The organism is Corynebacterium sp. HMSC05D03 (assembly GCF_001807205.1).
In the GTDB taxonomy this organism is placed as follows: domain Bacteria; phylum Actinomycetota; class Actinomycetes; order Mycobacteriales; family Mycobacteriaceae; genus Corynebacterium; species Corynebacterium aurimucosum.
Window position 1 is genome coordinate 1 of the sequence record NZ_KV788190.1, and the last position, 24,351, is coordinate 24,351.

Below are 24,351 nucleotides of genomic sequence, written 5' to 3' on the forward strand. Positions count from 1 at the left end.
CCAAGGAAGAAAAGGCAGAGGAAAAGAAGGAAGAGCCCAAGGCTGAGGAGAAGAAGGAAGCGTCGAAGGCAGAAGAGAAGAAGCCTGCTGCTTCCCAGTCCTCCGAGCCGAAGACTTCTGAGACTTCCACCAAGGTCAACAACGGCGATAACGTCCCGTACGTGACCCCGCTGGTGCGCAAGCTGGCTGAGAAGCACGGCGTTGACCTGTCCACCGTCTCCGGCACTGGCGTCGGCGGCCGCATCCGCAAGCAGGACGTCCTGGCCGCTGCTGGCGAGGGCGAGGCACCGGCTTCCTCCGCTAGCGCTTCCTCCAGCAACCCGCGTGCTCGCTGGTCCACCAAGTCCGTGGATCCGGAAAAGCAGGAGCTCATCGGCACCACCCAGAAGGTCAACCGTATCCGCGAGATCACGGCGTCCAAGATGGTTGAGGCCCTCCAGATCTCCGCTCAGCTGACCCACGTCCAGGAAGTCGATATGACCGCCATCTGGGATATGCGCAAGCAGTCCAAGCAGGCGTTCATTGACAAGTACGAGGCCAACCTCTCCTTCCTGCCGTTCATCGTGAAGGCAACCGTCGAGGCTCTGGTCTCCCACCCGAACGTCAACGCGTCCTACAACCCGGAGACCAAGGAGATGACCTACCACGCTGACGTCAACGTGGCCATCGCCGTAGATACTCCGCGCGGCCTGCTGACCCCGGTCATCCACAAGGCTCAGGAGCTGACGCTGCCGGAGATTGCCCAGAAGATCGCCGAGCTGGCTGACAAGGCACGCAACAACAAGCTCAAGCCGAACGATCTGACCGGTGCAACCTTCACCGTGACCAACATCGGCTCCGAGGGCGCCCTGCTGGATACCCCGATTCTGGTTCCGCCGCAGGCCGGCATCCTGGGCACCGCCGCTATTACCAAGCGCGCGGTCGTCGTCACCGAGGACGGCCAGGACGCGATTGCTATCCGCCAGATGTGCTACCTGCCGTTCACCTACGACCACCAGGTGGTCGACGGTGCCGACGCTGGTCGCTTCATCACGACCATCAAGGACCGCCTCGAGACCGCTGATTTCGAAGCCGACCTTGACCTCTAAGTCTTTACAAGACTCCAACTCTTAAGAGGCTGCTCCCCCGCCACTGCGGCGGGGGAGCTTCGTCGTTGTGCGCGCTGATTCTCTCCTCCAACGCCGCACAGCGGCCCAGGGCGGCCCAGCGACAAGCGCTCTCATGCCAGCACCCCGCCTACCTGACGAAAGTTGCCGCAGATGCTGCGGCGAGTTCAATAACTTTGGCAGATAGGCGCCTTCCGAGCCCCGCTGCTCCATTTCCATGCCTAGCTGTGACTCAGCACACTAGACTGTGGCGCATGGTTTCTCAGAAGTGGTTCCGCGTCGCTTTAGGCATGTTCCTCGTCGCGTGCGGCGCCAATCTTTTCGCCCCTATGGTCGTGGTCTACCAAGTCACCACGGATCTGGGAGTTCTGCAGACGACCTTCCTCTTTGGCATTTATGCCCTCGGCATCATGGTGGCTCTCTTCATTGGCGGCCCACTCTCGGATTCACTGGGGCGCCGCGCCGTCATGCGCCCAGCCGTCCTCACCACCACTGCTGGCTCACTGGTCTTCCTCGCTGGCGCAGGCGGTGCCTTCCTCCCCTTGTTGATTGGCCGCCTATGTGCCGGGGCTGCGGTGGGACTGGCCATGTCTTCCGGCGCTGCGTGGATCAAGGAGCTCAGCACCCACCTCAGCGTGGGCGCCAAGCGTTCCTCCATTGCGTTGTCAGCTGGTTTCGCATCCGCGCCTGGCGCTGCCGGTATCGCCGCAGAGTTCCTCCCCTGGCCCACCGTCCTTCCTTATCTCTTGCACATCGGCCTAGCGCTCGTCGTGGTCCCACTCGTGTGGACGGTGCCCGAAAAGCAAACAAGAACACCGCGGACGCAGCGGCGCACCTTCATACCGATAAGCCTGATTACTCCTAGCTACCTACCCGTCGTGGCCTACGCGCCGTGGGTCTTCGGCTCCGCCACCACCGCTTTCGTGTTCCTGCCCGCACAGCTCAGCGAGCATCTGCGCCACCCCATTCTCATCGCCGGATTGTGTGCTCTCCTCACCATGGGCAGCGGCGTGGTGATCCAACAGCTGGCGGGGCGTATCCGGGTTAACGCTTTCCACGGCATGGTGCTTGCCGCACTAGGAATGGTGCTGTGCCTCGGCGTGCTCGTCGCAGCGGAGTATAGCTGGGCGGTATTCCTCCTGCCCCTCGCAGCCATCATCATGGGTAGCTCCTATGGAATTGGCATGCTGAGCGGGCTCGCAGAAACCCAAGCCATCGCCGACCCAGCGGAACTCGGTGCAGCGACGGGGGTGTTTTATTCGCTTACGTATCTGGGTTTCTTCGCCCCCTTCATCCTCTCCCTTTTGGGCCCTATCACAGGCTATTCCACCGCCTTCATCATTGGACTCGCGGTCGCGGCATTAACTGCCGTGGCGCTACATCTCCGAATCAGGGGTACCCGGGGTTAATGTCATGGCATACGCCTTATACTTGGGGGCAGTTTAGGTCACACAAACTAACGCCACGAAGGAGATTCACCATATGGATTTCATCTCTCGTCACCTCGGCCCGGATGCAGCCGAGCGTGAGACGATGCTCAAGGCAGTGGGCTATGACAGCGTGGACGCGCTGGTCGATGCCGCCTTGCCTACCTCTATCCGCGCCACTGAGGCGCTGAACCTTCCGGAGGCCTTGAGCGAAGATGACGCGCAGGCGAAGCTGCGCGAGTACGCCTCCCAGAACGTCGTGCTGAAGTCCTTCTATGGCCAGGGTTACTCCGATACCCTCACCCCAGCGGTCATTCGCCGCGGTCTGCTGGAAGATGCCGGCTGGTACACCGCCTACACGCCCTACCAGCCGGAGATTTCGCAGGGTCGTCTCGAAGCCCTGCTGAACTTCCAGACCATGATTGAGTCCCTGACCGGCCTTCCTATCGCCAACGCCTCGCTTCTCGACGAAGCCTCTGCCACCGCCGAAGCCGTCGGCCTGATGGCCCGAGCGGTCAAGAAGGGCCGCCGCGTGCTGTTGGATTCGCGCTTGCACCCGCAGGTGCTGGCCGTGGCCGCCGAGCGCGCCCGGGCCATCGAGCTGGAGGTCGAGATTGCTGATGTCCGCGATGGCATCGTCGGCGAAGACCTCGTCGGTGCAGTTCTGGCCTACACGGGAACCGAGGGCGATATCGTCGACCCTCGCGCCGCCATCGAGGAGCTGCACACCCGCGGCGCCCTAGCTGCCGTCGTGGCTGACCCGCTGTCGCTGCTCCTTCTGGAAGCCCCGGGGTCGATGGGGGCAGATGTTGTCCTCGGCTCCTCGCAGCGCTTCGGTGTCCCACTCTTCTTCGGCGGCCCGCACGCAGCCTTCATGTCCGTCACGGATAAGCTCAAGCGCCAGCTGCCGGGCCGCATCGTGGGCGTGTCCAAGGACGCTGCCGGCCGCCCCGCTTACCGCCTGGCGCTGCAGACCCGCGAGCAGCACATCCGCCGCGAGCGCGCCACCTCCAATATCTGTACTGCCCAGGCCCTCCTGGCCAACGTGGCCTCCATGTACGCGGTCTACCATGGCCCGAAGGGGCTGAAGGAAATTGCCCAGCGCGTGCATGACCGCGCTTCTGCTTTCGCCGCGGCAGTCACCGGCGCAGGCAAGGAGATTGTCTCCCGCGACTTCTTCGACACCGTCACCGTCACCGGCGTGGATGCCGCCGCTATCAAGACCCAGCTGCAGGAACAGGGCTACCTGGTGCGCGTCATCGGAGCGGATAATGTTTCTGTTTCCTTCGGCGAGTCCGCCACCCTTGAGGACGTCAACACCTTGGCCGCTGCCTTCGACGCCGCGGACTCCGCTGCGGCGACCGCCGCCTCTTTCGAGATTCCGTCCTCCGTCCAGCGCTCCGAGGAGCCGCTGCAGCACGAGATCTTCAACTCCATCCACTCCGAGACCCAGATGCTGCGCTACCTGCGCACCCTGGCGGATAAGGACTTAGCACTCGACCGCACGATGATCCCGCTGGGCTCGTGCACGATGAAGCTCAACCCCACCTCCGCCATGGAACCCATCTCTTGGCCGGAGTTCGCGGGCATTCACCCCTATGCCCCGGAGGAAACCACCGCTGGCTGGCGCGCGCTGATCGACGAGCTCGAGTCCTGGCTCGCCGAAATCACCGGCTACGCGCAGGTTTCCATCCAGCCAAATGCTGGTTCCCAAGGCGAGCTGGCAGGCCTGTTGGCCATCCGCCGCTACCACGTGGCCAACGGCGACCATGGCCGCGATGTCATCCTCATCCCTGCCTCGGCACACGGCACCAACGCCGCGTCGGCGACGTTGGCCAACCTGCGCGTTGTAGTGGTCAAGACCGCTGACGACGGCTCCATTGATGTTGCTGACCTCGACGCCAAGCTCGAGCAGCACGGCGAGCACGTCGCCGGCATCATGATTACCTACCCCTCCACCCACGGCGTCTTCGACCCGGAAGTACGCGAGGTCTGCGACAAGGTCCACGCAGCCGGCGGCCAGGTCTACATCGACGGCGCGAACATGAACGCGCTGGCCGGTTGGGCCCGTCCGGGTGCTTTCGGTGGCGATGTCTCCCACCTCAACCTGCACAAGACTTTCACCATCCCGCACGGCGGAGGTGGCCCGGGCGTGGGCCCGGTGGGCGTCGCCAAGCACTTGGTACCTTTCCTGCCGACGGATGCCAACGATCCCCAGCTGGATCCTGCGCAGCCGGCTGTGGAGGGCACCGGCGTGCCGTCCACAGCATCGCGCTACGGCTCGGCCGGCGTGCTGCCAATTTCCTGGTCTTATCTGGCCATGGTGGGCTCGCAAGGGCTCACGGAGGCCACGAGCCATGCCATCCTCGGCGCGAACTACCTGGCGCAGAGCCTGAAGGATTCCTTCCCCGTTCTCTACACGGGTAATGCCGGCCTGGTGGCGCATGAATGCATCTTTGACCTGCGCGAGCTGACCGACGCCTCCGACGTCACCGCCGCTGATGTGGCCAAGCGCCTCGTGGACTACGGCTTCCACGCGCCGACCCTGTCCTTCCCGGTGGCCGGCACCCTCATGGTGGAGCCGACCGAGTCCGAGGACCTAGGTGAGCTGGACCGCTTCATCGAAGCCATGCGTTCCATCCGCGCCGAAATCCAGGAGATCATCGACGGCAAGGTGGCCTACGAGGACTCCGTCATCCACCACGCGCCGTTCAACGCCGAATCCGTCGCTGCCGACGAGTGGAACTATGCCTTTAGCCGCCAGCAGGCTGCCTACCCGGTGACCTCCCTGCGCGCTAATAAGTACTTCCCGCCGGTACGCCGCATCGACGAGGCTTACGGTGACCGCAACCTGGTGTGCACCTGCCCGCCGCCAGAGGCTTTTGACTACTCCGACGACAACCAGGAGGTTTAATCAATGACTGACTACCTGCACTCCCCGTTGCATGCCGAGCACGAGAAGCTCGGCGCTACCTTCACGCCCTTCGGGCCGTGGGAGATGCCGCTGAAGTATGACAACGAGCTTGAGGAGCACCGCGCGGTGCGTAATGCCGCTGGTCTCTTCGACCTCTCCCACATGGGTGAAATCTGGGTCAACGGCTCAGACGCCGCCGAGTTCTTGTCCTACTGCTTCATCTCCAACCTCGCCACCCTCAAGGAGGGCAAGGCAAAGTACTCCATGATCTGTGCTGAGGATGGTGGCATCATCGATGACCTCATCACCTACCGCTTGGAGGAAACCAAGTTCCTCGTCGTGCCCAATGCCGGCAACGCCGACACCGTGTGGGAGGCGCTTAACCAGCGCGCCGAGGGCTTCGACGTGGACCTGAAGAACGAGTCCCGCGACGTGGCCATGATTGCTGTCCAGGGCCCGAAGGCGCTGGAGATCCTCGTCCCTTTGGTAGAGGACACCAAGCAGCAGGCCGTGATGGACCTGCCCTACTACGCCGCGATGACCGGCAAGGTGGCCCGTAAGTATGCCTTCATCTGCCGCACCGGCTACACCGGCGAGGATGGTTTCGAGCTCATCGTCTACAACTCCGATGCCCCGGAGCTGTGGGAAGAGCTGCTCAAGGCCGGCGAGGAATACGGCATCAAGCCCTGCGGCTTGGCAGCGCGCGACTCCCTGCGCTTGGAGGCTGGCATGCCGCTCTACGGCAACGAGCTCACCCGCGATATCACCCCAGTGGAGGCCGGAATGTCCCGCGCCTTTGCCAAGAAGGAGCAGGACTTCGTAGGCGCTGAGGTGCTGCGCCAGCGCGCTGAGGAGGGCCCGCAGGCCGTTATCACCGGACTTGTCTCCTCCCAGCGCCGCGCCGCCCGTGCCGGCTCCGAGGTCTACGTGGGTGAGAACAAGGTGGGCACGGTGACATCTGGTCAGCCCTCCCCCACCCTGGGGCACCCGGTAGCACTCGCGCTCATCGATACCGCCGCTGGACTCGAGCCGGGTGCGGCCGTCGAGGTGGATATCCGCGGCAAGCGCTACCCCTTCGAAGTCTCCGCGCTGCCCTTCTACAAGCGCGATAAGTAAACTCCACTACTGAAGTCAACTACCGAAAGGACACCCCTTCTCATGGCTAATCTTCCTTCCGATTTCTCCTACTCCGAGGACCACGAGTGGATTAACGCCACCGCTGACTCCGTCGTTGGTTCTACCGTCCGTATCGGCATCACCTCCGTGGCCACCGACCGCCTGGGGGAGGTCGTCTTCGCTGAGCTGCCTGCCGTGGGCGATACCGTCGAGCACGGCGAGACCTGCGGCGAGGTCGAGTCCACCAAGTCCGTGTCTGACCTCTACTCCCCGGTCACCGGCACCGTGACCGCCGTCAATGAGGGCGTGCACGATGACTACGCAGTCATCAACAACGATCCCTTCGGTGAGGGCTGGCTCTTCGAGGTAGAGGTCACCGAGGCCGGCGAGCTGATGACCGCCGACGAGTACGCCTCCGCCAACGGCGTTGACTAAAACAACGCTTGAGCAGCGCAGACTCAGCCCCTTTCGGGCTGATATCTCGCGGGGTTTAGGATCGGGTTCATGACTGCTCCCCGCGAACCTTTCTTTCCCGCGGATCGCTCCATCCGCGCGTCCGATAAGCCACTGGAGATCCGCCGCTTGGGCCGCATGGGCTACCAAGAGGCCTGGGATCTGCAGGCTGAGCTCGCGGCGGCGCGGGCGGCGGGTACGCAGGGTGATGTCATCCTCGTGGTGGAGCACCCCAACGTCTACACCGCCGGCAAGCGCACGCAGCCGGAGGATATGCCTGATAATGGCCTGCCGGTCATTGATGTCGACCGGGGAGGACGCATCACCTGGCACGGTGAGGGCCAGTTGGTGGTCTACCCCATTATCAAGCTGGCCGAGCCGGTAGACGTTGTCGATTACGTCCGCCGCCTTGAGGAGGCCATCATCCAAGCCGTCCGCGAACTCGGTGTGAGCACCGCTGGGCGCATCGATGGACGCTCTGGCGTATGGGTTCCTTCCACCACCCAGGCTGCCGACCCAGCCGCCCCGAAGCGCGACCGTAAGCTCGGTGCGTTGGGTATTCGTGTGACCCGCGGCGTGACCATGCACGGCCTAGCGCTCAACTGCACCAACACCTTGGAGTACTACGAGCACATCGTGGCCTGTGGCATCGATGATGCGGATGTGTCCACGCTGTCGCTGGAGCTGGGCCGCCCGGTGACTATGGAGGAGGCAGAAGCGCCGCTTCTCGATGCCCTCCTCAAAGCCCTTTCCGGCGAACTCACCGTGGCCGACCACACCTTTGCCTCGGCCCCTGATCCCATCAAAGTGGCCAACGAGAAGGCCCGCCAAGCCCGCAAAGCCGCGCAAGAAAAGTAGCGGCTACCCTCGGTGGAATAAAGCAACCACCCGCGGGGCTTGTATTAGAAAGAACTAGTTCAACACCTAAAGTGAGGTTTCGTGACTGTTAAGCCTGAAGGACGCAAGATGCTCCGCATTGAGAAGAAGAATGCGGAGTCTCCCATCGAACAGAAGCCGCGTTGGATCCGCAACCAGGTTCGCACCGGCCCTGGGTATGAGGACATGAAATCTCGCGTGTCTGGTGCTTCCCTGCACACCGTGTGTCAGGAGGCTGGCTGCCCCAATATTCATGAATGCTGGGAATCGCGTGAGGCTACCTTCCTCATCGGCGGCGACAAGTGCACTCGCCGCTGTGATTTCTGCGATATCGCTACTGGCAAGCCGGCGGAATTGGACCGCGACGAGCCGCGTCGTGTGGCAGAGAGCATCCAAGAAATGGATCTCAACTACACCACAATTACGGGTGTTACCCGCGATGATCTGCCCGACGAGGGCGCCTGGCTCTACGCCGAGGTGGTGCGCAAGATTCATGAGCTCAACCCGCACACGGGCGTGGAGAACCTCACCCCGGACTTCTCAGGTAAGCCGGACCTGCTCCAGGAGGTCTTTGAGGCCCGCCCCGAGGTCTTCGCTCACAACCTGGAAACCGTGCCGCGCATCTTCAAGCGCATCCGCCCGGCCTTCCGCTATGAGCGTTCGCTCGACGTCATCCGCCAGGCCCACGACTTTGGTTTGATCACCAAGTCCAACCTCATCCTGGGTATGGGCGAAACCGCCGAAGAAATCGAGGAAGCACTGCGCGACCTGCGCTCGGCAGGCTGCGACATCATCACGATTACCCAGTACCTGCGCCCTGGTCCGCGTTTCCACCCGATCGAGCGCTGGGTGCGCCCGGAGGAGTTCGTGGAGCACTCCAAGCTGGCCAAGGAGCTGGGATTCGGCGGCGTCATGTCTGGCCCGCTGGTCCGCTCCTCCTACCGTGCTGGCCGCCTCTACGTGCAAGCCATGGAGGCACGCGGTCTCGAGCTTCCGGAGAACCTGAAGCACCTGGCGGAGACTTCCCAGGGCGCTACCGCCCAAGAAGCTTCCACTCTGCTGGAGAAGTACGGCCCCTCCGAGGAGACCCCAGTGACGACCCGCATGGTCAAGACCCCAGCCGGTGCAGCGAACCGGAACTCGGCGGCGTCCACCATTCGCTAGTTCGATTCTCTTTTTCACCCTCTGACCTCTAAAGTAGGAGCCATGGCTAACGACGACAAGGCATCGCTCAAGGAAGCGAAGAAGCAAGAGCGGGCAGCCAAGCGCGCCCAGCGCAAGCAGCACTGGTCACAGATGTGGCAAGCGTTCAACATGCAGCGCAAGCAGGACAAGGCTCTCATCCCCATCATGCTGGCTGCATTCTTGGGTGTGGGCTTGCTCTTCTTCCTTATCGGCCTGCTCTTCAACGGCCAGTGGTTCATGCTCATCATCGGCTTGGGCCTTGGCGCAATGCTCGCTATGTTCCTGTTCACTCGCCGCCTCGAGCGCGACATGTACAAGAAGGTGGAGGACCAACCTGGTGTCGCCGGTTGGGCTTTGGAGCAACAGCTGCGCAACACCGTGGGCGTGGTGTGGAAGGTCAAGCCGGGCGTGGCGGCGACCCGCCAGCAGGATCTGGTGCACCGCGTGATTGGTAACTCGGGCGTCATCTTCGTCGTCGAAGGTGACCGCAAGCGCGTCGCCCCTACTCTCAACCGTTTGAAGAAGCGCGTTGACCGCCTAGCTGGCGGCGTGCCGGTCTACGAGGTCTTCGTGGGCAGCGGTGAGGATGAGGTGCCGGTGTCCAAGCTGCGCACTCACATCATGAAGCTGCCGCGCAACTACAATAAAAACGAGACCTACGAGAACATTCGCCGCATCGAGGCCATGGATGATCTGCCGGGTACTACTCCGGGTCTGCCGAAGGGCCCGATGCCCCGCCAGGCTCAGAACATGGCGGGCATGAACCGCCGCATGCGCCGCATGCAGGAGCGCAAGGGCGGCAAATAAACCACCTCGTTCCATACCAAAGGGGGTCCCTTCCGAGATTCTCGGAAGGGACCCCCTTTTTCATTGGCTTTAAGGACGTCCCTGGGCCTTGTTCCCTGCATTGGCCACAGCAAAATCTTCTGCTCAGCAAGCACCTTCTACTTGGCATCTCCCAAAAGGCATCTACAGCCCTGAAAACGCCATTTGCACAGCCTAAATGGCGTTTTTAATCCTAAAAACGCCATACAACAGATGCCTTTTGTCAGGTGCCATTTGCCAGATACCGTTCACTGAAAGCCATCCGCTCCCATACCCTGCGCGAAGCTTGTAGTGGATACGACCGGCTGGCGCTGAACAAGCTTTAGGCCATGATGACGGCGGTGCCGGTGGCGCGGTCGTGGAGGCCGCGGCCGTCGGCATCGACCATCGCTGCGGGGAAGAGCACAGCAGTCAGCAGCGTGCGGACCGCGGCCCGCCACAAACCGACAGAGGTACCCGGCACGTCGAGGCGGGCCACGCCCATACCCAGCATGGCCATTCCCGGGGTGCGAGCGAAGAGCCATCCGCACACGATGCCCATGACTACCCACACTGCATAACCCAAGAAGGCTGGGCCGCCGAGCGAATCCGTAAAGAGCTCAAGAAGATTGGCAATGATCATCGCCAAGATCCAGTCAATGAGCACGCCAAGAGTGCGCCGCATTACAGAAGCCAGGGCACCTGGCCCCTCCTTGGGCAAGCCCATTGTTTGCCCAGGCCACTGCCCGTGCTCAAAGCCGTCGTTGTTATCTGCCATGTTCACCAATCTAGCCGTCGGCTCCGCGAAGCAGAAAATTTACATCTAGGTGCCCCAGGCACCCCAGTGAAGCAGCCAATACCTGTAAACTAGTCGGGAGTACTACACGTCAACCAACAGGAGACCACCGTGTCCTTTGAGACAATCCAGGACGTCATCACATTCATCAAGGAAGAGGACGTCAAGTTCGTTGACATCCGGTTTACGGACGTCCCCGGCACTGAGCACCACTTCTCTATTCCGGCCGAGGAGTTTACTGAAGACGCAGCCGCCGAAGGCCTCGCTTTTGATGGTTCATCCATCCGTGGATTCACCACCATCGATGAGTCCGATATGACGCTGCTGCCGGATCCGAAAACCGCCTTCGTGGATCCTTTCCGCACCGCGAAGACCTTGAACATCAAGTTCTTCGTCCACGACCCGTTCACCCTGGAGCCTTTCAGCCGCGACCCGCGCAACATCGCGCGCAAGGCTGAGGAGTACCTCGCCTCGACTGGTATTGCGGATACCTGTAACTTCGGCGCCGAGGCTGAGTTCTACATCTTCGACTCCGTTCGCTACGGCACCGACGTACATAATGGCTTCTACGAGGTTGATACCGATGAGGGCTGGTGGAACCGCGGTTCTGAGACCAACTTCGATGGCACCCCGAACACCGGTTTCAAGACTCGTGTGAAGGGCGGCTACTTCCCTACGGCACCCGTCGACAAGCACGGCGAGGTCCGCGATGCCATGGTGGAGCAGCTGCAGAAGGCCGGCTTTGTTATCGAGCGCTTCCACCACGAGGTGGGCAGCGGCCAGAACGAGATCAACTACCGCTTCAACTCCCTGCTGCACGCGGCTGATGATATTCAGACCTTCAAGTACATCATCAAGAACACCGCTGAGCAGTTCGGTAAGTCCGTAACCTTTATGCCGAAGCCACTGGCCGGCGATAATGGTTCCGGTATGCACGCCCACATGTCCCTGTGGCAGGACGGCAAGCCGCTCTTCCACGATGAGGCTGGCTACGCCGGTCTGTCTGATATGGCTCGCTACTACATCGGCGGCATCTTGACCCACGCACCGGCTGTGCTGGCGTTCACTAACCCCACTCTGAACTCCTACCACCGTCTGGTTCCGGGCTTTGAGGCACCGATTAACCTGGTGTACTCGCAGCGCAACCGCTCGGCTGCTATCCGTATCCCGATTACCGGTTCTAACCCGAAGGCCAAGCGCATTGAGTTCCGCGCGCCGGATCCGTCGGGCAACCCCTACTTCGGCTTCGCTGCCATGATGATGGCAGGCCTCGACGGCATCAAGAACCGCATTGAGCCGCACGCTCCGGTGGATAAGGACCTCTACGAGCTGCCGCCGGCAGAAGCTGCGTCCATCCCGCAGGCGCCGACCTCCCTGGAGGCCTCCATCGCAGCGCTTGAGGAGGACAACGAGTTCCTCACTGAGGGCGATGTCTTCTCCGAGGATCTCATCGAGACCTACATCAACTACAAGCGTGAGAACGAAATCGCACCGGTCCGCCTGCGCCCGACTCCGCAGGAATTTGAGATGTACTACGACTGCTAAAGGATATGTGGGTATCTGCCCCATTCTTTTAGCACTCAGTGCAAAGACACAACCCACGGTGTCCTTCACGGATTCCGTGGGTTGTGTCATGTTGAGCCCAGCGCGCGGAAACCCAATGGCACAGCTTCTGAAACTAACTACAGGGGCTACCGGCTACGCAGGCTAATGTTCCACCGACTAATGAAGGCGCCCTAATTCAGCGAAGATACCCGAATTAAAGTTGAAAGCCCGCTCTGCCTCCGAGAGCATAGCTTCACGCTGTTCAACGTTTAGCTCCAGGCTATCCACGCGCTCGCGGTATCCCGTACGATAAGGCGGGATTTTTCCAATCGAAGTGAAGTCATAGAAGTTCAGTGCCTCAGGAGGAACTCCGTAATGGGCTCCCAAACGCGCTGCAATCACCTGCCCACCGGAAATATCACCGAGATAGCGCACGTAGTGATGGGCTACCACTTCTACTGGCTTGCCCACAATTTCTTCTAAGCGCGCGCTATAAGTCCTCGTCGCTGGAAGAATGCGAATCTCCTCACGCCAGGTTTCGCCGACGAGCACCTTTAGATCTACCTCCAGAGCTTGACGACGTTCCAGCCGTGGATCCGCTACCGCACCGGCAATGGGAGTAGTCGCCACGCTGCGAACGGCGTTCTCGAGAGCTCCATATACAAACCACAATTGGCCGGCCAAATCAGCCACGGCTGACTTGTCGAGCTCCCCTGACAACAGACGCTGCATGAATGCCGAATTCTCCGCATTCTCATGCGCACGCGCAGTCGCCTCACGCAACGCAACGGACAAAGGTTTATTGAGAGTGGTACTCACTGTTCTTCTCCACGGTGTTATTTAAAAACTACAAATCAGTTGAGGTTAGAAAAACTCAAAATCGAAAATTAAGGGGATTAGGCCGACGTGGGTGTGCGGCGCCAATTCTTATCGGCACCCCACACCCGTTACGTCGCTCTTGAACTGTCAGCGGTGTGCTTTAGCGCTTATCGCTGAAAGAAGGCACGGGCACTGTCAAAAGCACCGGACTTAACAAATGCTTGCCACAGAATTGCGATCATGCTGCCGATAGCCGCAATGCCTAGGAAGTAGTTCCAGAAGTTGGTGGTCTTCGAGCTAGAAGAGGAGCTCTCACCCGAGCTAAGGTTCTTATCTTCCGAAGGCGTCTGGGGCTTCGGCTTCTCCCCCTCGGACGGAACCTGGGGATTCGGCTTCTCCCCGTCGGACGGATCCTTGCCATTGTCCTTCTTCTGGCCACAGCCCGGGGCGAGCTTGAGGGTCAGCTGCGCGCTATCCACCTCGGGGTTGTAGTCATGGCTGTACATACCCATGAACAGGAAGTCAACGCCCTCGACGTCACCAGAATCGTTCGTTCCGGGCTGCCGCTCGTACATAACGTCGGAAGCCGAAAGCGTGAGAGTATCCCCGTCCTTGTTCCACTGTGCCTTACCGTGACCGAATGCCCCTTCACCTGTGCGCTTGTTGGCCTCAACGCGGTCCTCCGGGGTGTACTGCGTCATGTGCTTGCCTTCAACAAAGTAGGCCTCGTAGCCGGAGCCGAGCTGGGCCTTATCGCCTTCGGTCTGCACGAATGGGTTGGTCATCTTGGAGTACAGTGCTCCGTGGTGGCCAGTGAACGTAATCGAAGAATCTTTAGCCTTGATCTTCGATGCAGTCACATTTCCTGCCTCGTCCACCGAGACTGTGGACGCTTCCGGATCGACTTCGAAACCGAAGGTGAAATCACCGCCCGTAGGGTCTCCGTTTTCCTTCACCGCTCCGGTCGTCTCCCAGCCACCGTTAGCAATTCGTCCCTTGATGTAGGAGCGCCAGGAGTGCTTGACACCCCAATTGAAATTGCCGGATTCGATGGTGCAGGATTCTGCTTCTGCCGCGGTAGCCTGCGGCACGGTAATCGCCGTCGCTGCGATAGCGGTCACCAGGATTTTTTTAAACATGGAAGTCCTCCAGTTGATGCGAGAAAAGTGGATTGATTGTGGGCGTGGCGCGCTGCGGTTGCACCTGCAGCTCGTTGACGGAGATTGGCCAGCCGTACACCTCAGACAAGGTGGCGCCGGTAAAAACCTCCGCCACGCGCCCTTGAGCTGCGATCCCCCCGCATGAGACGCACACGATGTGATCGCAATATGCAGCTGCCGCGTTCAGGTCATGGAGCACCACAACTGCGGTTACTCCTGCCTCACGGGACAGGGCTTTTACAGAGCCCAGGAGCTGTTCTTGGTGGCGGATGTCGAGGGCCGCTGTCGGTTCATCCAACAGAACTATCGGTGCATTCTGCGCAAGGACACGTGCAAAGGCCACCCGCGCGCGTTCACCACCGGAAAGCGTGCTGATATCTCTTCCTGCAAGATGAGCAACGCCCGCTGTTTCGAGGGCGGCTTCGATAAACTGATCGTCGAGTTTGGCCTGGGGCGTTCCGCCCCACGGGCGTCGCCCCATCGCTACGACATCGCGTACCAGAAATTCGAAGGACACCGCGACATCCTGAAGCATCACCGCACGTTGACGTGCAAGCTCACGGGGTGGGGCTTTAGGCGACAGACCACCGATGCGAATTTCACCGGAGAAGTCGATATCACCCGCGACCGCACCGAGGACCGTTGACTTCCCTGCACCATTCGGGCCAATCAGACCGGTAACCTCGCCTGGTTGGGCTTTAAAGGTCACGCTGTCAACGAGGGTATGTCCATCCACGTGGACAGTGAGGTTGTCTACGCTCAGCATCAGTGCACCCCCTTTCGCATCATGCGCCGCAACAAGACAAAGAAGGTCGGTCCACCAACGAGAGCGGTAAAAATACCGATTGGGAGGTCTGCAAAGGGAATCAAGGTTCGTGCTGCCACATCCGCAAAGCCGATGAGCACCGCGCCGCCTAGGGCGGATGCAGGAATAAGGATATGGTTTTGCGGTCCCACGATGCTGCGCAACAAATGGGGAACGATGAGCCCGACAAAGCCGATGAGACCAGCGAAGGAGACAGCCGCTGCGGTAAGCACTGCGGATGTCACAATTGCCACTATGCGCAACATAGGCACATCTACTCCAGTGTGTGCAGCGGCGCGTTCGCCCAGCGCAAGAATGTCAAGCTGCCTTCCTAAACACAGGGCTACCGCAAGACCAACGAGGACGACGGGAAGAACTACCCATACGTGCTTCCACTGGGAGCCGTTGAAGGAACCCATCTGCCAGAAAATGATGGCTTCCCGGTTGGCGGTCGGTGCTAGGTACACCATGAAGGAGATGATGGCATTGCACACGGCATTAATGGCGATACCCGTGAGGATCAGGTTAACCACCGTGACGCGGCCATTGTGGCGTGCAAGCTGGTAGATGATGAAGGTAACTAGTAACGCACTTAAGAAAGCCAACGCTGGCGCAGTGAAAGTTCCCGCGAAGGTGAGGTTGAAGACGATCGCTACAGCCGCCCCCACACCTGCACCGGAGGTCACACCGATGATGGATGGCTCCGCCAAAGGATTGGCAAAGATGGCTTGCATCAATGTGCCCGCGACGCCTAGAGCAGCACCTACGAGTAGCCCCAGAACTAACCGCGGTAGGCGAATACTCCAGACCACGCTGGCTGTGAGGGACTCTTGGCTCGGCCCAAAAGCGAGAATCGGGAACAGATCCGAAAGCGAGATGTAGTACTGTCCGAGGACGATCGAGATGAGCCCTGCTAGAACAGCAAGCACTGCTAAAAGTATGAAAACTGATATCCGCTGAGTACGGCGCCGTGTGAAGACGTCGCTATGCATTATCTGGGTCATAGACAGCCTTTGCGAGTTTGACCAACGTCTGACCGGTCATAGGGCCGAAGGCCAAGGATTGACCGTCGGGGATGGTGACGATGCGCTGCTTTTGGCCAGCGATGGTCTGAGCCACACCAGGGCGTTCCAGCAGACCGTCAATTCCCCCTGTGGATTTCAATCCATCGGTCATCATGATGATGACCTCCGGGTTGATGCGGGCCAGCGCTTCTGCATTAGCAGGTTCGGCATAAGAAAGGTGGTTCTCCGCAGCGAGGTCGACTCCTCCAATTCCTTCGATGAGGTCCTGGGCACCGGTCCCCTCCCCCATGATGAAGAACACGCCGCCGTTTCCACGGGCGTAGAGGAAGGCCATACGCATTGGTTCCTCAGGGGCAATGGTCTTAATGGCTTCCTTCGACTCATCAATTTCCTTGATGGAGCGCTCCGCCAGCTTGCGTGCTTCATCTGGGAGCCCCAGGGTGTCACCCAGCGTGATGATGTCTTCGCCCACCGAGTCAATGGTCCGCTGCGGTTCCATGACCACAGTTGTCACACCTGCTTCACGGATCTGATCGATCGCATCACGGGGCCCAATGGAGTGGTCCACGATAACGAGCGTCGGATTAAGCTCTAGAACTGCTTCAACATTGATATTGTGGCCGCCTTCAGTCACGACGGGACGGTCCGCCAGATTCGGCTCAGTGGAAGAGACGGTGCGACCAACGATATTGTCCGCGAGCCCCAAACCGCTCAGCGTTTTGGTATAGGTCCCGTAAATATCCAGCGCTAGAATCCGCGAGACGTCCGTGACGGTGACGTCATAACCATCGGCGTCAGTAAGTTCCACTGGAAGTGCAGGCTGGACTTTAGAGCTTACGGGCTCGATATCGGCGAAGTCACTGACCTCGGTAACACCTTCGAAGGAGCGCGGGTCGGAGAGGTCCTGCGGGTCCGGTAGCTGGTCTGTATAGCTTCCTTGCACGCCACAGGCAGTCAAGCCCACGATGCACAGAAGCGGGATAAGGAAACGTAGGAGTAGTTTCACGGCCATCTTTCTAGGAGTTGTTCATAATGAGGCGGCTGGTGGAGCCTCCGGCGATAATGAGCCCGGCGATGAACAGGAGGAGGTAGGTAACTGGGTCATCTGTGGTGCCGTTCGCGGAGCTCGCGGACTTGATCTGGAATTTCTTTGAGCCATCTTCATAGCCCTGCGAGGAGTCACTGGCTAGTGCGTTTTCCACAGCGTCGGAATTGACGCCACCGTTGCTCTTCGCCCCAGAGCCGGCACTATCTCCCGCGCTGGACGAGCCTCCGCTGCTAGTGCTGCCGTTAGCGTCGTTGCAATCAGCGTTTCCGCCCAGGCTGGCGTTGAAACTTAGCGGATCGAGCTGGGTTCCAGGCTCATAGAATTCGGCGAATGCCTTGGAGCCAACGTCAGTCAGGGATACTGTTGCTTCACCCGATACGGCATCTGTTCCCACATCCAGAGACGTGAAATTCAAGTCGGCGATGGCGGTGCGTCCGAAGTCCTTCTTCTCGCCTTCCATGTTGGAGGAGCGCACGTCGCCGATTAGTTTTCCGGTTTTACCGTTGAAGGAGATTTCTAGGTTCGCAATATTGAGGTCGAGCTTGCCGTGGTGGCCGGTGAACTGGATGCTTCCGCCGTAGCGCACGGAACCCGCGCCGTCCTTAACTGCGCCTGAGTTGCCGGAAAACTGGAATCTACTATTGCTGTATCCGACTCCCGAGAGTTCCCATTTTCCTTGCGCAATGGAGCCGGTGATATAGGACTGGAATGACTTCTTCACTCCCCACTGCGCCGTAGCTTGGGTCACACCGGTGGCTTGGCAGGTTTCGTTGGCTGCACCGGATGCTCCAGACGAAGAGTCCGCCGAGCCCGTCGCACCCGTAGCGCCGGAGTTCGACGCGCCAGCTGTTGATGCTCCACTACTGTTTCCGCTGCCAGCTGCCACTGTTTCTGGAAGGTCGTTGCCGCTGAGGCCCGAAGTAGTGGTGCTACCAGTGGTGGAGGTTCCAGATGATGCGCTAGCCGACGCTCCGGAAGCCGCCGAGTTGGTGTCGCCCCGCTTCTTGAATGAGTCCAACTCATCCAAGAAAGCCTGAGTATTGCCCATAAACGTGGTGATACCGTTCATGGTGTCATTGGTTTCGGACAAAATAGCCATGGCTTCCTTGTTGAAGCCCGTAAAGGTGCCGGTAATAGAGTTCAGCTTCCGTTTCGAGCCAGATCCATTGCCGCCTGAGCCGCCAGAACCAGAGCAGGATCCATCCAACGCAATGGTGCCTGAGGAAGGATCGAGTTTTTCACCCTGCTCATAGAAGCCCGTGAAAAGCTTGACTCCCCCGGCACTAAGGGACGTGGTTCCTGCCAGGTTCACTGCCGAGCCGTTGTCTTTGACAGGCTCCTGCAGATTAATGGTGGCGATGACCTCATCGTCGCCTTGAATCTGGGCCCCGCGGGTGTAGTTGCTTCGGTTCAGTTCATAAGAAACGTAGTCAACCGTCACTTTTGCTTGGTCACCGGAAGCAATGACCTTGAAGTCCGACATTGTCATGTCGAGAACCCCGTCATGTCCTGTGAAGTTCAGCGTGCCTTGGAACGGGATGGTGACTGTACCGCCAGAGGCCGTGGGCGCGCCGGCTTGGAACACAAACGCACCGTTGCCTTTTTCATCACCGCTAAAGCCGATACCGCTGGCGCCCCAGCCGCCGCGGGCGATATTGCCCTTGATGTAGCTTCGGAAGGATTGCTTGATCCCCCAGTTCCACGTGCAGGAAGTCTCTGCGTGGGCTACTGGGACAGTGTTAAAAAATGGAACGGCACCGAGAGCGAGGGGAGCTGCGATTATCACACCGCATGCTGAGCGCCAGAGATTGCGAATCATGTTGAGAACCTTGTTTCATCCAGATAAAGCTATAGGCTAGGCTTACCTTGGTTAGGTAATCCTGGCCTAAAGTAACAGGTTTGTCAACAAATCAACCAAACGGGAGAAAACAGCATGCACAGCCACCCCCACACAGCTATCTTCAGGAGCATCTACCCAGACGTAGATCCGACCCAAAAGTTCCCCCCTACCTTGTCGGAACGCGTGGCTTTAGCATTCGCCGTCGGCGTTTTCATGTTCGGCGGAGTGAAGGGAGACCTACTCATCGCTGGCGCAGGGCTGGTGTTTGTTGTCGGCTGCGTTTGGGCGCTTTCCCGAAAAACTCCCCGGCGCATCCGTACCGAAGCGCGTAGCCGGTTCCCCCAAGAACCATGGGCGGAAAACCCTAGCCCCCTTATCCCCGCTTTATGGCTCGTGCTCGGTGTACTCGCTGTAACCGCATGGTGGTTTACCCCAGATGAGTTTCTCACATGGAGCGCTTCCGCAGTGGCTATCCTGGCAGCCGTTGTAACGTGGTACATGCCGGCTATACAGGCCCGACGCGCGGATGTGCCTGAAGGACCTGACTCAAACCTATAACAAACCCAAGCTTCCGTAACCCCGCGAGCCCGATCCTCAAAGCTAGCAGGCATATACGGGCAGGTTGCCCACCCCACAAGAGACCGATTCCGCAAAGTTCAGCACAGCAATAGGACAGTAGTTGGTGGATGCAGCTACCATGCCAGCTGTGACTGAGAAATTCCGCCAACTGCCACCGCCCGGCCCCGCGTGGGGCGGCAGCCTCATGGGCACCTCCATCGTCTCCCGGCTGCTCGTTGAGGAAGGCATGCTAACAGGTTCTGCTATCTTCGCAGCACTGTCCTGCGTCATCCTCCTCGTGCTGACAGTAGGTTTCGCGGTCTACCGCCAGCCCAGCTTTGCCCGGACCTCCATGGCGGAATGGTCCATGTACTTCATCGGCATCCTGGCGCTCGGCGCAGCACTGTCGGGTTTGACGGATATCGGAACATTCCGTCTAGTGGGCTTTTGGATAGGCGGCCCCGTCACCGTCATCACCTGGGCTATTCAGCTCACCCGCTTCGACGGCCAGCCGCGGTTTACCTGGGGCCTGCCGCTGGTCGGCCCCATGATTTCCTCCTCCGTAGCCGGCTTCCTCGCCTTGGACTATGGCCATGCATACCACGTCATGGGCACGGTTCTTTTTGTCATGTCGCTTTCTACGGCGGTCCCCATCTTCATCCGCGTGTACTGGGCCGCCTGGCAGGGCAAGGTCAATCTCACCGGCGCCAACTCCGCGACGGCCTGGGTTCCGCTGGGCGTGGTGGGCCAATCCACCACCGCGATGCAGATTCTCTACCCCGGCACTTTCTCTGTCTATTACGGGCTGACCGCCATGGTGATCGCCATTCCCCTCGCGCTCTATGCCATGGTCACCTTCTACCCCAACGTGGCTCGCTGGGTGGACTACTCGCCCGCGTGGTGGGCGTGCACCTTTCCGCCGGGAACGGTCAGTATGGGCGGGCACCAGGTAGCGCTGGTGAATGGCTCTGAGCTCCTAGACCTCATCGCGCTCAGCATCCCGGTACTCCTCATCACGCACTGGTCTGCCTGCTCCTGCCGCTTCATTAGCTGGCTCATCGAAGGCCGGCGCGCACAGCGAAGCGGGGCCAGCCCAGTCTCGGACTAGCCCCGCCACGCGAAAATCTGGATGCTTAGGAAGCCTTAGTTCTCGGTCTTCTCAAACTGAATGACCTGGCCCTGGCTGCCCAGCGCAAAGGTATTGCCCTCTACGGGGATGACCACTGGCTTGGCGGAGAGGATGGCGTTGAGCGCATCGGCATCAGCCATCTCATCCGGGCCGCAGGCACGCATCGTAGAATTCAGGTTCTCCACCACGATGGCATCGGTCTGATCCAGCGTGTAGCTACCACCACCGGAATTGCAGCCATCGTTGAAGTTCAGCGTGCCATCCTCATTGAAGGTCACGGAGATATCCGGGTTCTTCTTTGCGGTGAAAGTACCGTTGAGAACCTTCTGGGCCTCGTCAGCCGGCAGCTTCTCCTGCAGGCCGTCAACGTCTTCGTACTTCTCAATCAAGCCAGAGCCTTCCGGTGCTTCCGAATCCTTGGAGGAGGAGAAGGAGTCACCGAACAGACGCGAGCTCAGCTCCTGAATCTGGCTGTTCTTCACGGAGTCGACGGAGGACATCTCTTGCGCACCGGCGGTACCGGCACCCAGGACGCCGCCGGCGAGAGCGACGAACGCGGTTGCAGTGGTTACTTTCTTCAGTGTGCGTGAAATCATGGCCCCGAAGCTATCGAGCATCACCGGCAGCATCAACCCATATCATGCGTTTCTGATGATATTTTACGGCAACTCCAACACTCTAAACCCACAGGCAAGCTCCTCAGAAAACGGCACTGCGCTGGGGTTTAAGTGCGCTTAACGTAGCCCATCCGCGGGCGGAAGCCCTGCGGGTGCTTCATCTGCGCCACTGCATCCCCGATGATCATGCGGTGGCGGGCACTGACGGACGTCGGCATCTGCGCCACGGAGAACCACTGCGCGTCAAGGTTCTCTTCGTCGGAGACCACCGGCTCCGCATCATCCGGCACGGAAACGCGAATGGCGGTATCCATGAACATGCATTTGTCCCCATTGGGGTAGACCACGGGGCCCACCTGCCCCACCCCAAGAAGCGCTTCGATGCGCCCGTCAAGACCAATCTCTTCTTTAACTTCACGCAGTGCGGTCGCCGTAATCTCCTCACCTGGCTCACAGATACCGGAGATAGGACCCCACGCACCAGTATCGGCACGCTGAGCAAGCAGGACCGATGGCAGCTCCCAGATCGCGGAGCCGGTAGGCACGGCCCGCACAATAACCGCGGTCACGCCGGGTAAAAAGAGCTGCTCGTGGCCGATTTTCTCACGCAGGGACACAATATAATCAGGAGTGGGCATGGGCTTTATCTTAGCGTCTTAGAGCTGCGCCAGAATCTCCGGCAGGAGCGCCTCAATGTCAGAGGCGGGAGTAAAAGACATCTCTGCCTCCGAGCCGTGAGCACAACTCTCACTACCCGCGGCCGCTTCCGTCGTACCGGACAGAACTCCCACAATCACGCCTTCATAGGGGCTGCCCGGCGCGCCAAAGACCGGTGCGCCGGAATCACCGTGTGTGGAGCAGACGTGGGCGCGCGCAGAGATAGTATCCACAGTGCGCTCACCAAACTGGAGTTTCCCGTTCCCCTCTCCGTGTGTGAGCGGGCCGCAGGTCTGACCGGTGATGCGCCCCAGCTTGCACACCTCATCGGGAAGTTCCTCCTGCTCGGCCGCGACCACGCTGGTGGGCATGTCCTGGGGAACATAGAACTCAGCCTGCCGCGTTATCTCCACCAAGGCGAAATCAAGCTGGTGCGTGTCCGGTGCGCTGAGGTCGGAGTAGATGATGCTGCCAACGGGCTCGGCCGGGTATATAAATTCCCCGTCCGCGGCACCCGCCCACACCGTATCCCCGGGCTCACCGCAGTGGGAGGCGGTAACGGCGATGGTGCGGCCGTCGTCAAGCACAAAGCTCCATGCCACTGTGCAGAGGTTGAAGTCGAAGGCTTCGCCGGGAACGGGCTGCATGCTAGAGATATCCAATGCTGCCCCCGGCGGCACCGGAGACGCACCCGGAGTGTGTGTTTGCGGCGGGGGCGGCTCAATAGTGGCGTTCTCGGAGGTGTTCGAGGCGGCCTCGGGAACGGGCTCAACGCCCGTGTGCACCGTGCACCCAGCCGTCGCCAGAGCTGCTGTGCTGAATGCCCCAAGCAGGAGAAACCTAGGCATCCTCTTCTGGTGCAGCCTCACCCGCGTTCGCCTTATTCTCCTTATTTTCCTTCTCCATCTCCGCGACCTGCTTCATGTCACGGATGAACTTTTCTGGGTCAAATTCGGTGAAATACTCCGGGCCCGAGAACTGTTCCTGTGCCATGGGCTTAAACCTCCGTGCTCTTGATGTACTGCGTGATGTAATCCTTCACCGCCGCGGCATCGTTTGGCAGGTCGGTGACGTGACGCTCGGCTTCAAGGATTTCGGCGAAACGCTCCGGCACCTCCGGCTCGCTGCCAATGGCTTCCTTGATGGTCTCCGCAAACTTCACCGGCAGGGCGGTCTCCAGACAGATGATTGGGGTATCGACCCCATACTCTTCCTGTACCGCGCGGGCAACCTTGATGCCGTCGGCCGTGTGCGGATCCACCAGCACGTCGTAGCGCTCGTGGACATCCTTAATGGTGGCGAGGCGGTCCGCGTGGGTGGAGGAACCGGACAAGAAACCGTACTCCGCGTGGGCGGCGTCGAGCGCCTGCTTGTCGACGTTAAACCCGCCTTCCTTCACCTTTGTCCCGAAAAGCTCCTTAATCTGTGCGGCATCGCGGCCCAGCAGATCAAAAGCGAAGCGCTCAAAGTTGGAGGCGCGGGAAATATCCATCGACGGCGAGGAGGTTTTGTACGTCTGCTCCGAGGAACGCGGGCGGTAGCTGCCGGTGCGGAAGAACTCATCGAGCACGTCGTTTTCATTGGTCGCGACGATGAGTTTGTCGATGGGCAGGCCCATCTGGCGGGCGATGTGGCCGGCGCAGATATCCCCAAAGTTGCCAGTCGGGACGCTGAAGGAGACCTTCTCGGTGTTTTCCGTGGTGATCTTGAGGTAGCAATTGATGTAGTAGACCACCTGCGCCATGAGGCGAGCCCAGTTAATGGAGTTGACCGCGCCGATGCGGTTCTCTGCCTTGAAGTTGGCATCGGCCGAGACCGCCTTGACCACGTCCTGGCAATCATCAAACACGCCATCGAGGGCGATATTGCAGATATTCGGATCATCCAGGCCGAACATCTGGGCCTGCTGGAAGGGAGTCATGCGCCCAGCCGGGGTCAGCATGAAGACACGGATGCCCTTGCGCCCGCGCATGGCGTACTCCGCCGAGGAACCGGTATCGCCAGAGGTAGCGCCCAGAATATTGAGGGTTTCGCCGCGACGGGCCAGCTCGTATTCGAAGAGCTCGCCCAACATCTGCATGGCCATGTCCTTGAAGGCGGCCGTCGGCCCCTCAGAGAGGTGGCCAATGTAAAGGCCCTCCCCCAGTTCGCTGACGGGGACGATCTCCTCGTGGTCAAACTTGGGGTAAGTGTAGGCGCGCTGGGCAATTCCTTCGAGGTCTTCTCCGGGAATATCATCCACAAAAAGCTTGAGCACTTCGGCGGCCAAGGCCGCGTAGCCACCCTCCGCCAAGGTCTGGCGCCAGTTAGTCAGAGTGGCGTCATCGATGCGGGGGTAAGTTTCCGGCAGGTAGAGGCCGCCATCGGGGGCCAGACCGCCGAGGAGGATATCCGTAAAGGAGGCGGGCTGGCGGTCGGTATCGCGGGTCGAAATGTACTTCACCCCCTGCATCTTAGTTGGTGCCGCGTAA

The 24,351-nt window shown here is 60.0% G+C and carries 22 protein-coding genes; 10 read left to right on the plus strand and 12 right to left on the minus strand.

The window, feature by feature from the left end:
• The 8 genes from sucB to HMPREF3147_RS10725 form a co-directional block, all read left to right on the plus strand.
• Positions 1-1,088, plus strand: a 1,088-nt coding sequence (gene sucB / locus HMPREF3147_RS10690) for a 2-oxoglutarate dehydrogenase, E2 component, dihydrolipoamide succinyltransferase (RefSeq protein ID WP_070447384.1), incomplete at its 5' end; no start/stop codon positions are given.
• 272 nt (positions 1,089-1,360) lie between these two features.
• The gene (locus tag HMPREF3147_RS10695; protein ID WP_070447387.1) at positions 1,361-2,515 is read left to right on the plus strand and encodes an MFS transporter; all 1,155 of its coding nucleotides are present in this window, start codon (positions 1,361-1,363) and stop codon (positions 2,513-2,515) included.
• Between the two features lie 73 nt (positions 2,516-2,588).
• Positions 2,589-5,447 (plus strand): aminomethyl-transferring glycine dehydrogenase, encoded by a 2,859-nt coding sequence (gcvP, locus tag HMPREF3147_RS10700; RefSeq protein WP_070447392.1) that lies wholly within the window; start codon positions 2,589-2,591, stop codon positions 5,445-5,447.
• Positions 5,448-5,450: 3 nt separating this feature from the next.
• Entirely contained in the window at positions 5,451-6,563 is a 1,113-nt protein-coding gene (gcvT, locus tag HMPREF3147_RS10705; RefSeq protein WP_070447397.1) for a glycine cleavage system aminomethyltransferase GcvT, read from the plus strand.
• Between the two features lie 42 nt (positions 6,564-6,605).
• Positions 6,606-6,998 carry a glycine cleavage system protein GcvH gene (gene gcvH / locus HMPREF3147_RS10710; RefSeq protein WP_010190598.1) on the plus strand — a complete coding sequence of 131 codons (393 nt, stop codon included), beginning with the start codon at positions 6,606-6,608 and terminating at the stop codon, positions 6,996-6,998.
• A 69-nt stretch (positions 6,999-7,067) separates the two neighbouring features.
• Positions 7,068-7,874, plus strand: coding sequence for a lipoyl(octanoyl) transferase LipB (gene lipB / locus HMPREF3147_RS10715; protein WP_070447400.1), 807 nt, complete (start codon positions 7,068-7,070; stop codon positions 7,872-7,874).
• Positions 7,875-7,982: 108 nt separating this feature from the next.
• Complete coding sequence (lipA, locus tag HMPREF3147_RS10720; RefSeq protein WP_070447403.1) at positions 7,983-9,056, plus strand: lipoyl synthase; 1,074 nt, start codon at positions 7,983-7,985, stop codon at positions 9,054-9,056.
• Between the two features lie 42 nt (positions 9,057-9,098).
• Positions 9,099-9,884, plus strand: coding sequence for a DUF4191 domain-containing protein (locus tag HMPREF3147_RS10725; RefSeq protein WP_070447406.1), 786 nt, complete (start codon positions 9,099-9,101; stop codon positions 9,882-9,884).
• A 340-nt stretch (positions 9,885-10,224) separates the two neighbouring features.
• Here the strand turns inward: HMPREF3147_RS10725 and HMPREF3147_RS10730 are convergent, their stop codons facing one another.
• Positions 10,225-10,659 carry an RDD family protein gene (locus tag HMPREF3147_RS10730; protein ID WP_070447409.1) on the minus strand — a complete coding sequence of 145 codons (435 nt, stop codon included), beginning with the start codon at positions 10,657-10,659 and terminating at the stop codon, positions 10,225-10,227.
• A 129-nt stretch (positions 10,660-10,788) separates the two neighbouring features.
• Between HMPREF3147_RS10730 and glnA the strand changes: the two genes are divergently transcribed.
• A complete protein-coding gene (glnA, locus tag HMPREF3147_RS10735; protein ID WP_070447412.1) occupies positions 10,789-12,222 on the plus strand; it encodes a type I glutamate--ammonia ligase in 1,434 nt (477 codons plus the stop codon).
• Positions 12,223-12,399: 177 nt separating this feature from the next.
• On the opposite strand, the gene HMPREF3147_RS10740 is transcribed toward glnA, so the two are convergent.
• The 6 genes from HMPREF3147_RS10740 to HMPREF3147_RS10765 form a co-directional block, all read right to left on the minus strand.
• On the minus strand, positions 12,400-13,041 hold the full coding sequence (locus HMPREF3147_RS10740) for a biliverdin-producing heme oxygenase (RefSeq protein ID WP_070447415.1): 642 nt from the start codon (positions 13,039-13,041) through the stop codon (positions 12,400-12,402).
• Positions 13,042-13,208: 167 nt separating this feature from the next.
• Complete coding sequence (locus HMPREF3147_RS10745; protein WP_070447417.1) at positions 13,209-14,180, minus strand: HtaA domain-containing protein; 972 nt, start codon at positions 14,178-14,180, stop codon at positions 13,209-13,211.
• On the minus strand, positions 14,173-14,967 hold the full coding sequence (locus HMPREF3147_RS10750) for an ABC transporter ATP-binding protein (RefSeq protein ID WP_070447420.1): 795 nt from the start codon (positions 14,965-14,967) through the stop codon (positions 14,173-14,175). Before HMPREF3147_RS10750 ends, HMPREF3147_RS10745 begins: the two co-directional genes overlap by 8 nt.
• Positions 14,967-16,010: a FecCD family ABC transporter permease gene (locus HMPREF3147_RS10755; protein ID WP_070447423.1), complete on the minus strand. Its 1,044-nt coding sequence runs from the start codon at positions 16,008-16,010 to the stop codon at positions 14,967-14,969. The genes HMPREF3147_RS10750 and HMPREF3147_RS10755 overlap by 1 nt, the downstream gene beginning before the upstream one ends.
• On the minus strand, positions 15,991-17,037 hold the full coding sequence (locus HMPREF3147_RS10760; protein ID WP_070447541.1) for a heme/hemin ABC transporter substrate-binding protein: 1,047 nt from the start codon (positions 17,035-17,037) through the stop codon (positions 15,991-15,993). The genes HMPREF3147_RS10755 and HMPREF3147_RS10760 overlap by 20 nt, the downstream gene beginning before the upstream one ends.
• A 10-nt stretch (positions 17,038-17,047) precedes the next feature.
• Positions 17,048-18,898 carry an HtaA domain-containing protein gene (locus HMPREF3147_RS10765; protein ID WP_070447426.1) on the minus strand — a complete coding sequence of 617 codons (1,851 nt, stop codon included), beginning with the start codon at positions 18,896-18,898 and terminating at the stop codon, positions 17,048-17,050.
• A gap of 718 nt (positions 18,899-19,616) precedes the next feature.
• Between HMPREF3147_RS10765 and HMPREF3147_RS10775 the strand changes: the two genes are divergently transcribed.
• On the plus strand, positions 19,617-20,585 hold the full coding sequence (locus HMPREF3147_RS10775) for a TDT family transporter (protein WP_083276495.1): 969 nt from the start codon (positions 19,617-19,619) through the stop codon (positions 20,583-20,585).
• Between the two features lie 35 nt (positions 20,586-20,620).
• Here the strand turns inward: HMPREF3147_RS10775 and HMPREF3147_RS10780 are convergent, their stop codons facing one another.
• From HMPREF3147_RS10780 to thrC, 5 genes are all read right to left on the minus strand, one after another.
• Positions 20,621-21,202, minus strand: coding sequence for an META domain-containing protein (locus tag HMPREF3147_RS10780; protein ID WP_246815776.1), 582 nt, complete (start codon positions 21,200-21,202; stop codon positions 20,621-20,623).
• 128 nt (positions 21,203-21,330) lie between these two features.
• A complete protein-coding gene (locus tag HMPREF3147_RS10785) occupies positions 21,331-21,861 on the minus strand; it encodes an NUDIX hydrolase (protein ID WP_010190620.1) in 531 nt (176 codons plus the stop codon).
• 18 nt (positions 21,862-21,879) lie between these two features.
• Positions 21,880-22,728: a trypsin-like serine protease gene (locus tag HMPREF3147_RS10790; RefSeq protein WP_246815777.1), complete on the minus strand. Its 849-nt coding sequence runs from the start codon at positions 22,726-22,728 to the stop codon at positions 21,880-21,882.
• Positions 22,721-22,873: a hypothetical protein gene (locus tag HMPREF3147_RS12880; protein ID WP_168160911.1), complete on the minus strand. Its 153-nt coding sequence runs from the start codon at positions 22,871-22,873 to the stop codon at positions 22,721-22,723. The genes HMPREF3147_RS10790 and HMPREF3147_RS12880 overlap by 8 nt, the downstream gene beginning before the upstream one ends.
• Before the next feature lie 4 nt (positions 22,874-22,877).
• A complete protein-coding gene (gene thrC, locus HMPREF3147_RS10795) occupies positions 22,878-24,323 on the minus strand; it encodes a threonine synthase (protein WP_070447434.1) in 1,446 nt (481 codons plus the stop codon).
• Positions 24,324-24,351 lie beyond the last annotated feature (28 nt).